Origin of the sequence: Aequorivita sediminis, assembly GCF_032080575.2 — a bacterium.
Taxonomy (GTDB): domain Bacteria; phylum Bacteroidota; class Bacteroidia; order Flavobacteriales; family Flavobacteriaceae; genus Aequorivita; species Aequorivita sediminis.
The window spans coordinates 83,454-100,336 of the sequence record NZ_JAVLSO020000009.1; the positions used below are offsets into that span (position 1 = coordinate 83,454).

Sequence of the window (16,883 nt, forward strand, 5' to 3'; positions counted from 1 at the left end):
CTTATTTCTCTAAAACTAATTCCAAAAGATTATTCAGCATCCTTCAAACATAAGACAATCAGCAACCCAACTAATTTACAAGTTCTTTCAATGAAAAATATAAGGTTTCCCTCACACCCATAAAAACAAAGCCGCTAAAAACAGCTTATATAGGTTCGTTTTATATGGAATTAAGGGGTTGGGCAACGGTTACCATTGTTATGTGTAGGCATTACTTGCGTTTACTGGCAGACACTTGTTTCATTCCATCAATTATAATAATTTCGGGAATTCTTTTTCCCTCTGCTTTTTGTTTGTCCGCTAATTGTTGAATTTCCTTAATCTTATTCATATTTCCCTTTGTTTTTATGATAAGGTAAATGCTTGTATCGGTTTTTTCTGCTCTATTATAAGTTGGCAGTTGTTTTTCAAATCCGCTTACTAAATTAGGATTGGTGGAATATTTTAATTCTACATTAACTTTTGCGTTGTGGCCATGTGAGACCTTGAAGTCTAATGACCCAACTCCAGCATTTGTTTCCCTGCTTAAATCTAAATTATTGGCAATACAATAAACTTCCGCTATACCGAAGAAAAGTAATTGAGGTGCTCGTTCGGGTTTTAATAGTCCTTTGTCATTATATAAGTAGTCGAACCAACCATTATTTTCAATTAACGAACCGAATTGATTACAAATCAACTTTACCACCACTAAAATATTATTTGCTGTTATCGGTCGATATTTGGCTAAATTCATTGGATATTCTTCCGATGCTCTCTCGGAAAGTTCCGCCCAAATTATTTCTCCTAACGGGTCATTTATGAAGTCGTATGCCTTTCTCGGTTTTTCTCTGTATTGCCTAATTAAGTCTTTTAATATTTCAGGATATTCTAAAAATAATTTTTTTAGTTCCGCTTTTGGAAGTCGAATTGCTTTTTTCCAAGAAGCTCCAATTAATTCATTGATTTTTTCTCGTAGTTCTTCGTTGTATTTACAAACTCTATCTATATCATCCCAATCAACAGCAATTGGTAAATTATTTAGCAAATCTTTTGGAACTAAAATTATGAATTTACCATTTTGGGTGTCATAAGGAAGTTCATACATGTTTTTTTTGACTATGAATTTTTTGGTTTTTGCATTTAATTCTTTTGCAATCCTTTGGGTATATAAACAGAAATTATCAATTAAAATCTCGATAGTCATATCGCTTATTCTGTCAGCACCAATACCTTTTTCAATTAATCCCACCAACTCAAAAATCGCAGGGTCATTAACTCCTGCTTTTGAAAGAAGTGAAACGGTGTCTAAAATTCTACCTGCTAAAACTTCTCCGATTGCGTTTCCTCCTGTTCCGCTATCCGAATATCCTAAAGCGGTATTTCCAATTTCCTTAAATTGTAATTTTTTTTTTGCCTCATTCCAAAATCGGTCATTCCGAGTTTGGCTATGAGAAACAAGTTTTAAAACGTCATTGAAGTATTTTTCAAAAGTATTATGTGAGTTCTTAAATTCAGGAATTTTACTAATGACCAACAAACTTGGGTCAACGTGCAACCTACTGTCAATGTCGATGAAACCATCGAAAACGCCTTTTTCGCTCAAACCTTCGCTTGATACATTTAATAAATTACTGATTTTTCTTGGCATATCTCGATTTTTCTTGGCTTACACATAACGTTTGGTATAAGCGCTGTAGCGGGATTTTGACACTTGCTTTTGGGTTTATAACTGTCTTTTAATTTATAAAATTACTTTAGTAAAGCACTAGCTCCGCTATTGCGTTTATACTCTTGTTGGCAAACGTTTTTTAGTTACACGGATATTCACAGTTTCATATATTACTCATTTAATTCATAATACACTATATCTCGTTCCAATATAACAGTTGGAGTAAGATTTTTATAAACAACTTTTTTAATCCAATTATCCTTTTCATCGTATTCATAAGTGTATTTATTCAGTATACTCTCACTTTTATTGATGCTTTCCAATTCTTCTATTACATTTCCCTTATTATCATATTTAAAAGTTGAGTTTCTAGTGTGATCAGACGTGATGTAATTATCTTCAATTTTATTTCCTTTATCATCATAATGAAATAAGAATTTAAATCTTAGACTACCATCCGCTTCATAACCGTTTTTTTCTATCACATTTCCGTTATCATCGTAACTATATGTTTCTTTCTTAGCAGAATAACCATCAGAAATATGTGATATAGATTCGATATAATTTCCTTTTTCATCATATTTATGAGTTGAGTTACTATTAACACGACCATCTGAATTATAAGTACTACTTTCGATACGGTGCCCCTTATTATCAAATTTATGTATTAGCTTCAATAAGAGACTCCCATCAGAACTAAAATTATTATTTTCAATCTCATTTCCTTCCTCATCGTATTTAGTAATCCATTTATCGTCAACAGTACCATCTGAATTGTAATATAGTTTTTCGATCTCATTTCCGTATTCATTGAATTCTAGAAAAAAATAAGTACTACCAACGTTATTGACTTCACCCTTTTGTAATTCACCAAAAATATCAAAAGCGTCATAAGGAATCTGTTTGATGGACTTTACACTTCCTTTTAAATTTAATTTGCCTAAATCATTATCAGTCCTTATTTCAGAAGAAACTTTATTTTCTTTATGGTTAGAATTGCAACTTGTGAAAAGTATTATTATAAGAAGAGGTGTTATATTTTTCATTTTAATTTGCGTTTATTCTCATCAATTGATGAGTAAAGATGGTTGTAAATGCATTGGAGATATCCATACATCTAAATTTGCGGTTATTATTGTGTTCTGTAACCTTTCATTTGAGTACGTTAAATATATCTGCTCTTAAATCGTTAACAGAAATGTTAGATTTTTCAAAGTTATTCTCTAATTTATCAATATATCTTTCATCAGTACAGCTTACATATTTCATAGCTTGTTTATAGACTAAAGTATCTACCATAAATCTTAAATAAGCCGGAAAATTTTTCGTCTTATTAGTTTTTATAAATAATCTATTTCCAGATAACGGAAATAGGTAATCATCTTCATAAACTTTTGGCAGGATGTCCATCTCAAAAATCACAGGATTATCAGAACATAGAAATGGAGATTTATCTGTGGTTTCTAAAATTGTATATGGCGTTCTACAATCAAATCCTCTCATTGAATCAATTAATGAATTGCAATACTTATAGCTTTTTAAAAAAGGCTCACTATTTTTAAACTCTTCTTCAACCTTTTTATCCTTAATACCATTGGAATCCTTTATTGCAAAACCTAAAGTATTTAAATTATTATTTTTTATAATGCTTTTCAATTCTTCCATTCTGTGAGGTAAACGCCAATACATTAAACTGACAAAATGATTTATAGCGGGCATATCATTTTCATCTATATTGAATCGATTGCCATTACTGGATGAGTTTATCTTTTCAAATAGCTTTGCAATATTATTATCAAAATGGCTATAATGTTCAGTTTCTAAGAAATCGTTTTTAGATCCTGTGAAGTTTATTGTGTTTCCATCTTTTTCATAGAAGTAAGATTTTGGTGAAAACTCCTTACCTTTTTTAATAAACCTTTTATCCTGAACATTATAGATTTTAAATTTATTTGATTCCTTAGCAAAACCTTTCAAGTAAAAAACAGGTAAATAATGGTGTTTCCGAGATAGATTTTTCATTCAGATTGAGTTGAGTGAGTCAAATGTTTGCCAACATAAGTATACCCGAAGCATTATATTAATTCATGGCGTATATATCGCATATACAAGATATTATAATACTATCACATTCAAACTTAACATAAATTATTTAAACTTTATTACGGGAAACCACAACCTATCCAATAATTGTCAACAATTACACCTAAATAATATGAATGTAGCACCAACAAACCCAAAAATCGTTAGGAACAAATAATTATAATAAGAAAAAAATTAAGGACTTTATAACAACAAGTAGTGAATACATCAAAGTTCGGAAGGGTAGGTAAAATTTCACCTAAAACTTATAATTGCCAATCCAAAACAACAAATACAGGATAAACTAATAATCAAACACACCCCCTCCGGCACTTATACCAATTTAACTTTTAAAAGTTGTATGAAAAATTTGAATTATTTTTAGTTCAGTTTAGGAAGAAAAACTAAGCATAGCTGTGTCTATGTTTATATTTTATGACAACAAATGGGCTAAAAAGAAGCAAATTTTATGCGACATTTGAATGCTAAAGTTTATACACATATGTTGTGGGCTGACATTTTATAAGTTTGCTTCTTCAGCATCGATAAATTGAATTAAGCTGTTATGAAAAATTTTGAAATTATATTTTATTCGTTCGTCCCGAATAGTTTTATCTGGATAATGCGAACAAAAAGCGTTTTTGCAAAAGATTAAAAACTCATCAAATGCTCTTTGCTCATCAATGGGAACCCTACTTGTTATTTCGCTTTTCTGGGTGGAAATTTGTCGCTTAATATATAAGTGCATAGTTGGAAATGAATGTTTTAATAATTTCTCAGCCTCTATTGGGTTTTCAACAAAAAACCTATCAAAATACTTCAGAGTAAAATTTATTAATTCTTTGAAAGGATTTTGATGTTCATCTAAGTGAATTTGGTAATAGCCCTCTATTAATTCGTTTATAGCTACCGACTTACCGTATTGATGTTCTCTATATAGAATGAAACCCAGTTCCGCAATACTTTTTATAAATTCCCATTCAGGATTGTCATAAAAAATTTTTTCTTCTTCCGTAAATTCCTCATTATACAATTCCTTTTCCTGCAATTTAATAACTAATTCTTCTTGGTCATCACAGTTATATTTTTTTTGTAATAACTTAATTTTATTTGAGTCCAACCCAATATAATTTTCGGTTTTGTCTGTTAAATCGCTAGCTTTTCTATTATCACTAGCTTTTGATTTAGACAACAAAGGGTACAAGGATTTTAATAATATCATCGATTTCTGTGTATAATAGTTTGTTCATTTTAGGACCGGCAAATAATTTAGCTTGCCTATAAAGACCTCGGCTATGAGTACTTGAATGGGTTAGCTCTTAACTTTGCTTATCGCCACTGTTGTCATAGATTTTATTCAAAAGTTGTTCCATCAGCAAAGATTATTTTTTCAGGTGTCCAAACAACTTTTAAATCGTTCATATCTTTACTTTTTAATCGAGTATCTTCATCTATAAATTGATTGTAATTTGTCGTATAAGTTCCTTTAAAAGCCCCCTGCTAATGTGCGAGTCCCCACGCGTTCCCTTCCCTATTCCTGTAATCCCTCTAAAACTATTCCCAAAGGATGATTTAGCATCCTTCAACCATAACACAATCAACAACCCAACTAATTTACAAATTCTTTCAATTAAAAACATAAGGTTTCCCTCACACCCATAAAAAAATAAAGCTGCTCAATGCGGCTTAAATCAATTTTGTTACAATAGAATTATAGGGGTTGTGCAACGGTTACCATTGTTGTGCGGTCGTACTTTCTTTTTTTCTGTCTGTCAGCGTTGGCAAAGACATACTCTTTTGCAATTTTTGGCTTGTGTGTCGGCTGGGGCGAATTGCAAATGTGTATGGCTTTTAGCGCGGGCTTTTCTTTCTATTCATAATCAAACTTCCTATAAGTCCAATTCCGACAATCACGTCTACGATATTCCACATTTCTCTCCCAAGTGCTATTTTAAAAAATGGTTGAAAGAGTAGGGCAAGTCCACCGTAAATAATCATTTCTGTTTTCTGTTTCTGTTCATTTGCTTTGTATGCTAATATTCCGAAACCAATTAGGGCAACAAAACGGACAAATTGATAATATCCGTACGGCATATCCAATAGGCACAAAAACAGCAGAATTGCTAGAGCAATCTTTATCAAAGCATCACTATTCTTCATTTTTGTCTTTAACGTTATCAAAAATATCATCATCAATTTCACTTATCAACTCAAATTCATTTGAAATATGAGTGTCAAAAAAGTCGTCTTGCAACCTTGATAAGTATGAAGCAGTAATAATATCTTGTTCCAAATAATCTTCAAAATCTGGATGTTTATCAAGAATTGGCTCGTTGTCAATTTTCAGCTTTGAACGAATAACTTTAAAAAACTTGATTTCGCTGTATTCAACTTTATCGTCTGCTTTAATTGTGTCAATTGCAACTTCAATAAGTTTCAGTTCATTTGCTTCTGTTAATTCAGTAGTTGTAAGCTCATTGAAATAATCTTTTAAAAATTGTTGACCGTCTTTATTGATAGCAAGTAACAAAGTGTCTAATTCGGCATTGATGTCAATTTCTCCAAAGGTTTTACGTTCCTTTTGTAATTGCTTAATAAGTTTGACCTCACGTTTGTCAATATCGCCATCACAAGCCATACAAGAAAATGCAGTCTTGAGCAATAGTTTATTGAAATGTAATGTTTCCATATCTAATTGTTTTTAAAACCGATTCTTGGTCGGTCATTATTATTTTCTGATAAACCTTCCATTTTTGCTCTTATTGCGATATAGCTTTGCAACTCATCTAGCTTAATTGAAGGCTTATTATTGTTTATGGTATCAAGTAAAATTTCCTTGGAAATTCTTGATTTCATTTTTAGTGCTTTTCTTGACGCTTCATCACAAAGGAATTTTATATCACTTGAAACGTAGTTTTCTGTTGCTTTTGCAAGTTCAGAGTAGTTTAAACCAACTTCTCTTGGCCTTTTTTCCAAGTAGAGTTTAAACATTAACTCACGAGCTTCAAGGTCAGGTGGTGGCAAATAAATTACTTTGTCCAATCTTCCTGCTCTCAAAATGGCTGGGTCAATTGAATTAGGTCTGTTAGTTGCTCCAATTATAAAAATGCCATCATCTCCACAGTTATTCATTTGTGCTAAAAACTCATTTACAGCACTTGTATTCATATGATTTACATTCGAGTTATCACGATTGGGAACAACTGCATCTAACTCATCAATGAAAATGATACTTGGTGCATTTTCACGAGCTTCATCAAAAAGGTTCTTGATTTTCTCCTGAGATTCGTTTACATACTTACTCTGAATATCAGATGGCTTTAACTGATAAAAATTAAACCCTATTTCTTCTGCCATTCGCTCGGCAAAGAAGGTTTTACCACAACCTGGTGGGCCATAAAGCAACATTCCATTTGGAATGGTCAAGCCATACTCTGCATAACGTTCTTTTTCGTTTAATGCATCAATTACATCCAATTGGATAGTGTCTTTCAGTTCCTGCATTCCTGCGATTGCCGAAAACCCTTTTCCTTTTTTAATTTCCTTTAGTTTCGGTTTAGACACTTCTTGCGGTGATGAAAGTTGTTGCACTTCCATTTCTCCGTTTATTGATTTAATAAAGTCTTTAACGCTCTTAAAACGATTTTCAGCATTTGGCTGTAAAGCTTTACTGACTATGTTTTGGGTTTGTTGGTCTGTAACTGACGAAAAATTTAAAGGCTTTTTTCGTTCTTCAATAACAGCATCTTCTAACTTTATGGGTTCTGCTTTGTACTTTGAAATTTCAACGAACCAAGGCGGCAAACCTTCTAACAAGTGATAATATAATGCACCAACCGAAAACACATCACTTTGAATTGAAAATACTTTATTGAAGGCTTCATTCGCTTGATAAAATGGATTTAAACCTTCCTTTAAAAAGTCCTTGTTCGATTGACTTAAAAAACGAGCATATCCAAAGTCAATGATTCTAGGAATCGCAACTTTACCTGATAAATCTATCATCACATTCAAGTTCGTAATGTCGTTGTGGATAATTGGATTATCAAGAGCGTGTAAATAATTTAATCCGTTCAAAACACCTGAAATAATGTCTTTAGCTTCATACAGATTAATGGTTTGTTCTCTTTTTAATTTGTCCGCCAAGGTTTCACCACTGATGAAATCAAGAATTGCGTAAGCATATTTTTGACCACCTAAAAGAAGTTCGCCACTATCACAGTATTTAACCAAATTGGGATGCTTGATTTTCTTTAAAACCTCAATCTCTAAAACATCACCATTTTCATCAAATTGAGTTCTATGCAATTTTGAGAACGTAAACAGTTTTAATAGTTTGGTATTTCCTTCTTGGTCTTTTACACGATAAGTTTCGGCATAGCTTCCTTTTTTGAGAAAGAAAGTCACCTTGTATTTATCATTAATGGATTGATCTTTGGATAGTATGTGGTTATGCTTTCCTGCCATAGTTTTTTAATTCTTCTTGTATCAATACAAGTGTGTCTAAATCATTTCTATTCTTTAGTTCGGACAGCCTTTCAAAATAGTTTTGAAATTCACTACTTGATAGAACTTCGTTTTCTGTTAACTCAAAAAGCAAGTCTTCTACTTTATCAAGAGAAACAGAAGAAGATTGTCTTTGAATGTTTACTTGTTTTGAAAAATCAATAGATGGAAAGTAAGCCATAACTGTTATTTTTTCCGACCTATCAACGTTTATCGTTAAACCTACATCACTGTTCTCAGGTAGAAGACAAGGCAAGTCAGCTCCACTGATGATTATGTCAGTGATGTGTTCATTGAAAACAGTTCTTGTACCTTCTGCTCCGTGTCCACCTTCATAAATTGGAATTTTAATGAAATCAGACTTTACACCTGGACGAAAAGCTTTTTCTGTTTTAAATCCATTTATGGTTCCCATTGCAGGAATAGTTTGGTTTTTTTCTAATCCCTTAATAGTTCTGAATATGAGTTTACCTGTTTTTTTGTCTTCAACTTCAACTCCAATATTATAAGCAAGAGTTGCACTTCTAATACCCCCCGTTTTCTGTATTGTAAAATTATTCGGTTCACACTCTAAGGATTTACCTGTTTCGTCAAACAAAGTAATGTGAAATAAATTTTTCATTTTATTCACGATGGGAACTTCTATTACCTCTCCAACATTACTAATTTCAATTTTTCCACTTGACCAAGCTTTATCAGCTCTGGTAACTTCTGCAAAAACTTTTTCAGGAATTTCTCCTATGGTTTTGTCATCTAAAATTTTTACCGTTATAAATTCTTCTTCCTCTACAGTTAGGGGTTCATAACCAACTTCTAACTGAATCATTGTTTTGTCTCTGGTTTGTTCGCTAACTTCATCTGAAACATCTACAGTTGATGCATACAAGGCAGCACCTTTTGAAACTACTGTCATTGGGTCGGCACTTGTGTCAGGTTTGCAGATTTGTTCTTCCAATAGTTGCCTCAAAACGGGTGAAAACGTTGAACCACCAACAAGAATTAAAGAATCTAATGAAGAACCTTTAAGATTGTTTCTTTCCAATAGACTTAAACTAACATCAATTGCTTTTTGGAAAACGGGCGATACCGCTCTGGCAATGTCATTTTGAGTTACGGTAATGTCTAATTCAAATTCTTCGCCTTCATCATCCTCTCCTGGAATGTCACCTAAATCTGAAGCTATCCAATGAGTTTCTTCGAGATTCATTTTTTCTCTTGCATCTTCTGCATAATGCTTGAGTGACCGTCTTAGCGATTGAAGTTTTTCATCATTCTCCAAATAAGAATTGATACTATAGTTCTCTTGTAAATAGGGCAAGATGATGTTATCTACAATAGCGAAATCTAAATTAACAGCACCTAAATAGTTATCTCCTTCAGTATCGATAACTTTTATAATACCATTAGAGACTTTTTGAAGTGAAGCACTAAAGGTTTTACTTTTAAAATTTAACACCAAGCAAAACCCGTCTTTTTTGTTTATATCTAAACCATTGGATAATGATGCAGCGATAGATTCTTGAATGAGTTCAATTTGCTGCAAGCCTGCCAATTCACCCGCATTTCTCACCGCCTCTTTTTGATTATATTTAAAGTCATCTGGAACAGTAATAACTGATGCATTTATTTCCTCTTCCTTTTCATAGGATAAAAGTGATTTGATGACTTCTGCTAAAAGTTCTTCAGAAGTAAATGCTTTATTGGCATTTGAACTGTAATAAGTTTTATCGGTGCCTAATGTTCTCGTAAACTCTACAAATGAATTTTGTGATGAAGAATTCCAACCTTTTTGAGATTTTAATGCATCTCTCTTGTGAGCATTCAATGCCGAATCACCAACTTGAATTGCCCCTTTTTTGTTCACGTAAACACACATAGGAATCTCATCTCGCATAGTGTCAGACTTGATTATACAAGGCTCTCCATCTTTCATTTTAGCAATCGAAGTGGAATCAAATCCTATATGTATGGCGTGGGTTAGTTTCATCTAGAACGCTTCATCTGGGTTACTAGGTCGAGTGCTGAAATTTCCATTTTCTTGTAAAATCAGCTCATATTCTAAAATATTATTGCTCAAAGATTGAGGGTCATCCTTTCCAAAACTTTCGTTGGTAATAAAACCACCTTTCATTTTACCGCCTTTCATTTCTTTATCAGGATTCCAACCTTTACCGTAGTAAAAAAATGTTTGGTAAGTACCATTTGGAAATGAGAACGTATAACTGCTTCCTGAATTAATGTAGCCGTGTCTAACAACTTTATCATTCTTTTTTATGGTAACAATCACATCAGAGTTACTCGTTCTTACTTTTATTTGTGAACAACCGTAATCATTACAAGTTGAATTGCCACCATAATAACGAGAATATGGCGTAGCCCCTGTACTCAAAGAATTGTTGATATACTTATCATAGATGGCTTTTTCTTTTCTTTCTTTTTCAAGACGCTCTTCTCTGGCAATACGCTCTTGTTCCTCACGCTTCTCTTGCTCAATGCGTTCTTGCTCTAATTGAAATGCACGTTCAGCTTCTTCTGCTTTTCGCTTTTCTTCCAATTCAATTCTTTGCTGCTCTTCTTTTGCTAAACGCTGTTTTCTTTCTGCATCACTTTCGCAGGAAGAAAGAAAAATAGCGAAACAAAAAAGCGACAGGAATAACGTTGTTTTTAATTGCATAAATTTGAATTTTTATCCTCTAAGAGTTCCTCCTACAGGAACATTTGGTCCTCCATCAGAACCACCTTTCCCAAAGTCGCCATTATCTACTAGATTGTTTATAATAGGTTGTAGTCTATCAATGCTCGGACTTTCAGAAATAACGGACTTTCCTCTCTCAATAGAATGCCTAGCCGCATTTCTATCTCTCCAATTAATGGAATCAAATTCGCTATCCATATAAAATATAAAACCTATTAAATGCTCGAGCCTTTCAAGTTCAAATGAAATTTGATTAATTTCTTCGATAAGTTTTGGTGCGTGTTTTGTATCCTTCTCTATAATAACCTGTTCAACGTGAGGGCGAATGCTCTCTACTAATTTTGTTGTTTGTTCATTTCCTTTTTTCTTATTGACCTCTTCCAAGCTATGAAAAGCATCTTTTAACTCTTTTTCAAGCTCAGGCCATTCTCTATCACCAATTAGTTTATCAATTGTTTTTAATGTTTTTCTTAAGTTTTCAATGGTTTGTTGCTGTGTGTCTGCTGCTTCTTTATTTTTATTAAAGTGATTTTCTATTTCCTCTATTTCTTTTTCAGAATTTTTTAAATCCGAAGAATCTATGCCTTTTGATTTTAAACTGTTGATGTCCCTCTTTGCCTTTGAAATCTCAGCTTCCAAATAATCTGCTTTTGAATTATTTACAGAATCTACTTTTGTTTCACATTCAAACTCATAGGTAAATGCTAAATGCGGAAATGTAGCTAAACCGGTGATTTTTTGATTAATATCAATTTTCATTTCGATATCTACTTCACTATTTTCTGGTAGTAATGAAGGCAGATCACTTCCAGTGATTAAAATAGTATTTACGTGATGATTGTGTATAGCTCTTGACCTCTCACATCCGTGCTCTCCTTGGTAAATAGAGATTTCTAAATAATCTTCATCCATCCCAGGCCTTATTTGTCGGGGTGTTTTTAATTTTGAAAGATTTCCAGAGGCTGGAAGCTGCTTACTTTTCTCTAAACCAGTAACTGTCTTAAATTGCAAGCGTCCTGAAGATATGTCTTGTATTTCAATGCCAATATTATGAGGTAGTACAGCACTACCACCTTTTCCTCCTTGTATAATATTAAATTTAGCAGGTTCACATTCAAGCTTATTTCCTTTATCATCATATAAAGTAGTAGTAAAACTATTTGATTTTCCTTTTTCAAGCTGAACAGTGAAGATTTCTCCAATAACATTTATTTCTACTTTCCCACTAGACCAGCCACCATCATCTCTTGAAATATCTGCAAATACTTTTTCAGGAATTTCTCCTTCGGTTTTATCTGCAAGTATTTTCATAGTTACAAATTCTTCTTCCTCAACAGAAGTAGATTCGTATGTAACATCAAGCTGTATTTTTGAAGTATCTATTATAGTGGTTGTTTCATCTTTTTTAATAGTAGAAGCATAAATTGAAGCTCCTTTTGCAACAACTGTCATAGGATCAACACTAGTATCTGGCTTGCAAATTTGTTGCTCTAACATTCTTCTTAAGATTGGTGAATAGGTTGGACCACCTACTAATATTAAAGCCGATAATTTATCTCCACTTAGATTATTTCTTTCTAGCAATTTATTACTTATATCAATAGCCTTTTGAAATACAGGGCCAATGGCCTTTTCTAGCTCAGTTTCTGTTACAGTAAAGTCTAGCTCAAATTCTTCGCCCTCATCGTCCTCTCCAGGTATATCTCCTAAATTGGTTAATATGCTTGCTTCGGCATTAAAAGAAAGTTGTTTTTTTATTTCTTCCGCATAGAATTTCATCGCAGCTCGTAAAATATTCCTTTTGTTATTATCTTCAAGTAATTCATCAATAACAAAGTTTTCTTTTAAGTAAGGAAGAATTATTTCATCTACAATAGCTTCATCTAGGTTTTTACCGCCCAAATAGTTGTCTCCTTCGGTGTCAATTACTTGTCTAATGCCATCTGTAACTTTCAGGAGGGCAGCATCAAAAGTTCCACCACCAAAATCAAACACCAACCAAAAACCATCTTTGTTTTCTGAATTCATTCCATATACCCAGGCAGCAGCTTCTGGTTCGGTGATGATACCTACTTGGTCAAAACCCGCTTCTTTCCCTGCCTCTCTTGTTGCATCAATTTGGTTATTTTTAAAGGCTGCTGGTACAGTAATTATAACAGAATTAATATTCTCATCTTTTTCAAAAGATTTTAATGTTTTTAATACTTCAGCAGATAATTCAATAGAAGAAAAGGAGCGTTCAGCATTTGAACTTTCATAAACAGCATCAGAACCCATAGTCCGCTTAAACTCAATGAAAGAATTATCTTTACTACTATCCCAATTTTTCATTGCATTTAACTTCTCGTTCTTTAACGCATTAAATGCGGCATCACCAACTTGAATTGCTTTTCTCCTATTAATGTAAACACAAGAAGGCATTGTGTCTTTTAGCGTTTGTGTTCTAATACTTTCAGGGTTCCCGTTTTCCATTTTTGAAATGGCCGAATTCGTGGTTCCTAAATCTATTCCAAAATCAACTGTTGTTCTTTTCATACTTATTATTTTTTTATTCACCTACACTAACTTCTATTTGTGCAGCTTGAATCATTTTTCCGTTAAAGTTTACTTGAGGTTTTATTATTCTTGTAATTACTCTTTTCCCTGTTTCAATTTCTTCACTTGGAATAAAATTAGCGGTAACATTAAGACCTTCTTTATATTCTTGCCCTATCATTTCTACTATTTCATAACCACTTGACAGGTAATTTTCTTTAATGCTTTTTACAGCACGAACCAATTGTTTTAGTCCTTTTGTTTTTGGGTCCATTCTGTAATGGTTGGTCTCCATAGCCGTTAATCTGTCTGCTACTTTTAAAACTAATGAATGGTCACTCTCATTTGTTAGCTTATTAGTTGATTGATCTGATTTAATTACTTCTAGTTGCTTGGTTAAAACTTCTACCAATTTGTTATCCAATTTCACACTTTCTTCTTCAAGTGAAGCTTTGGTATTTCTGATTTGGGTTTCGACATCTGTCTTGCTTGATTTAATGCGTTTGCCTAATAGCCAATAAACCAAACCACCTAATAAAAGTGTAGCCAAAGTGGCAATAATCCAATACAGTCTGTTTTTCTCTACACTACTATCCAATTGGGCTATTTGAGTGTCCGCTTTTTGTCCTGTTTCTTGGATTTTAGTTCCAAGCTCTTTGGAATTGGTTACAATATTTTGGCTGTTGGTTTGTATGAGTTGACTTAAACTATCAATTGAAGTATTAAGGCTGCTATTCTGTTCCTGCAAAGTTGAAATAGCTTGGCTTTGCTTTCCAATTGTATAATTTTGGCTGTTCAACTTTTTAGTTAAAGCATCAATCTCTTGTCGTTGCTGAAATACGTTGTTTTTTATGGTCGGTATTTCCTTAACTAGAGTTGAATCTTGTTGCTGTTGAGCAAAAAGATTAGTTGCTCCAAAAGAGAGCGCTATAATTAAAATTTTCTTCATAGTTAATATTTAGCTGCTGAAAGCTCCATTTTTAGTTTGTAGATTTTTTCTTCCTGAATTCGGATATCTTTTTTCTTCTCGTCTTTTGATTGCTGAGTAAGCTTGTCAATTTTATTCTGTTGTGTTTGAATTTGATTTTGCTTTTCCGAGCTTCCTCTGAACAATTTAAATTTTTGAATTTCGCTCATTTCATTTTTGGCAGACCTGATTTCGGATTCGTAGTATTCAGTTTGATTTATCTCCCTTAGTTTCTTTTCTGCACTAGCTATTTCTTTCTCTAACCTTTCAGATGGTGCTAAATCAACTGTGTACTTCTTGGTGTGAATCAAATATTCATCTACATAAACTTCTATTCGATGTTCTCCGATATCATAAGTACATTCTTCTGAATTTCCCCATCCTGGTAAAATCACTTTGCTAGTTTGCTTAGTTATAGTTTTTGTTACGGACTGGGAATATCCTTTTGGAGAAGATTTGGAATTCCTTTTAAGACTGCCATTTGGGTTTATATATTTAAGATAAAAGGTTACAGACATATCGCTTGTTACATCCAAATATAGGTTCAAACCAATGTATCGTATATACTTAGTGTAAAGTGGTTTGCTATCGGTGTTAGTTATTTCAGACGATACAATTTTGAAGGATAGTTTCGGTGGTATTCTTTTATATTTATCAATGATTCTGCTAATCACAGAATTACTTTGAGAATACTCTTTAAGCCAAATAGCTAGTTCAGTAAATTCAGATTTGAGTTCGTTTTTAGTACTTGCTTTAATTCGTTCTAAACTATCATCGGGTAAAATTTCTTTTAGTAATTCATTCACTTTACCCCAATCAATAGAATTCTTGATATTATCTTCAACAGCGGACTGGTTAATAGTTCTGTGACCAAGTCTTATCAATGGGTCACTCTCTTTCAGCTCTTTAACTTGTTGTCTGATTTGTTGCTCATTAGTTTCATAAGCATCCTTCACTGATTGTAATAAGGCAATTGCTTGTGCGACCTCTCGGTCTTTCATCTCTTCAAGAGTGGCAAGACTATCTTTTGCCCTATCTCTTGTTAACTTTCCAACCGCAATTGACAACGCTGTCTTATTTAATTCCTGGGCTTGTTTTAAGAAATCTTCACTTGAGTCATTTTCTTGACTTTCATTAAAATAATCAATTCCACATTGCATTATTTCATTTGCCAATTGGTCGGCAATTGCCTTGTACTTTAAGTCGCTTGTGCCAAGTAATGATTTGAGAAGTGATAAATCGTCCTTTGTGTTTGTGAATAATTTTAAACCAAATTCATAAGCTCTGCCTTTGTCTGCTTTTCGTTTCTTTTTACAACTCTCAATTTGGCTTTCGATTTTATGTAATGGTTCTTCTGTAAACTTTTTTGAAAGGTACTTTTGAGTAGTTCCGTTGCATCCGCTAAACAATTGCAATGTTTCTGAACTTGAATACTGGTTTTTGAATTGCGTCAGCAATTCATCAATCAATTTTTCAGATTGTTTTTGATTGTCAATTGTATAAGTTTCATCTGCAACAGAATGGACAAAACTTTCAAAGTATTCTGATTCAATAAGCTTAATTTTAGCTTCAATCCCTGTTTTAATATCAGATTTATCTCTGCTTAAAAGTTTGTAGGTACCTAAATTGTTGAACGCAGAGAAATTTTTGGAATTAACATCCTTGTCTTTTGTTACTTTCTCCCAAATTTCAATTGCTTTTTCTTCATCACCATTTTTCAGATATTCAATTGCGGTGTTGTCAAATGGACTGGCATTTAAAAACCAAAACAAGGCATAATTTACTTTGTCTTGGCTTTGCTCTAAATTCGAAAAAGCAGCTTTTAAACTTTCCTTTGTTCTTTTAACAGAACCAAGTAGTTCAAAATCATAATCTGATTTTGGTTCTTTACCAACTTCAATGTATTTGTGGAATTTACTCTTATTCCGTTCAAGCTCCCTTAAAGTTGCATTTGTCAATATACCTGCAATTCGATAAGGGTTATTTTGTATTAACTCCATATTTCTTCGGTTGGCTTTAAGTTCCTAAAAATAACATTCATTCTATGTCTTTTTTTACGGTTTTCCTCATTCTGTTCATTTTTCGGTCGAGCGTTGGCAAAAAACAGCTCTTTTGGTTTTTTCAGCGTTGGCTTTGTGTTTCGGCAAAAACCAAATGTGATGCTCTTACAATTCGCTTTTGTTATAACAACTATAACATTTATTTATCGAAACTATCAATGTAAATCATAGTGAATCCATTTATATTCCACATATCATTATCATAAAATTTTAACAATTTTGATTTCAAACATAAAATAAATATCATTATGGACACCTTTATCTTATTAAATATTTATTAACAATTACACCTAAATAATATGAATTTAACACCAAGAATCCCCAAAAACGTTACAAACAAATAATTATAATAAGAAAAGAAATTAAGGACATTATGATGACAAGTCG

At 32.7% G+C, this 16,883-nt stretch carries 12 protein-coding genes; all 12 read right to left on the reverse strand.

Annotated elements, in window-relative coordinates; translation table 11 throughout:
* Positions 1-211: 211 nt before the first annotated feature.
* The 12 genes from RT250_RS12230 to RT250_RS12285 all read right to left on the reverse strand — a co-directional run bounded on the left by RT250_RS12230 (position 212) and on the right by RT250_RS12285 (position 16,436).
* Complete coding sequence (locus RT250_RS12230; RefSeq protein WP_313115078.1) at positions 212-1,630, reverse strand: DUF8370 family protein; 1,419 nt, start codon at positions 1,628-1,630, stop codon at positions 212-214.
* Between the two features lie 191 nt (positions 1,631-1,821).
* A complete protein-coding gene (locus RT250_RS12235) occupies positions 1,822-2,697 on the reverse strand; it encodes a hypothetical protein (RefSeq protein ID WP_313115080.1) in 876 nt (291 codons plus the stop codon).
* 106 nt (positions 2,698-2,803) lie between these two features.
* Positions 2,804-3,673 (reverse strand): DUF4238 domain-containing protein, encoded by an 870-nt coding sequence (locus tag RT250_RS12240; protein WP_313115082.1) that lies wholly within the window; start codon positions 3,671-3,673, stop codon positions 2,804-2,806.
* 580 nt (positions 3,674-4,253) lie between these two features.
* Positions 4,254-4,925, reverse strand: a complete 672-nt coding sequence (locus RT250_RS12245) for a hypothetical protein (protein ID WP_221442765.1) — start codon at positions 4,923-4,925, stop codon at positions 4,254-4,256.
* 659 nt (positions 4,926-5,584) lie between these two features.
* Complete coding sequence (locus tag RT250_RS12250; RefSeq protein ID WP_313115084.1) at positions 5,585-5,893, reverse strand: DUF6804 family protein; 309 nt, start codon at positions 5,891-5,893, stop codon at positions 5,585-5,587.
* Complete coding sequence (locus RT250_RS12255) at positions 5,883-6,422, reverse strand: hypothetical protein (RefSeq protein ID WP_313115085.1); 540 nt, start codon at positions 6,420-6,422, stop codon at positions 5,883-5,885. Before RT250_RS12255 ends, RT250_RS12250 begins: the two co-directional genes overlap by 11 nt.
* 2 nt (positions 6,423-6,424) lie before the next feature.
* The gene (locus tag RT250_RS12260; RefSeq protein WP_313115086.1) at positions 6,425-8,200 is read right to left on the reverse strand and encodes an AAA family ATPase; all 1,776 of its coding nucleotides are present in this window, start codon (positions 8,198-8,200) and stop codon (positions 6,425-6,427) included.
* Entirely contained in the window at positions 8,184-10,226 is a 2,043-nt protein-coding gene (locus RT250_RS12265) for an Hsp70 family protein (protein WP_313115087.1), read from the reverse strand. Before RT250_RS12265 ends, RT250_RS12260 begins: the two co-directional genes overlap by 17 nt.
* A complete protein-coding gene (locus RT250_RS12270; protein WP_313115088.1) occupies positions 10,227-10,913 on the reverse strand; it encodes a hypothetical protein in 687 nt (228 codons plus the stop codon).
* Between the two features lie 12 nt (positions 10,914-10,925).
* Positions 10,926-13,469, reverse strand: a complete 2,544-nt coding sequence (locus RT250_RS12275) for an Hsp70 family protein (protein ID WP_313115089.1) — start codon at positions 13,467-13,469, stop codon at positions 10,926-10,928.
* Between the two features lie 13 nt (positions 13,470-13,482).
* Complete coding sequence (locus RT250_RS12280; protein ID WP_313115090.1) at positions 13,483-14,418, reverse strand: hypothetical protein; 936 nt, start codon at positions 14,416-14,418, stop codon at positions 13,483-13,485.
* A gap of 2 nt (positions 14,419-14,420) precedes the next feature.
* Positions 14,421-16,436 carry a hypothetical protein gene (locus RT250_RS12285; protein WP_313115091.1) on the reverse strand — a complete coding sequence of 672 codons (2,016 nt, stop codon included), beginning with the start codon at positions 16,434-16,436 and terminating at the stop codon, positions 14,421-14,423.
* Positions 16,437-16,883 lie beyond the last annotated feature (447 nt).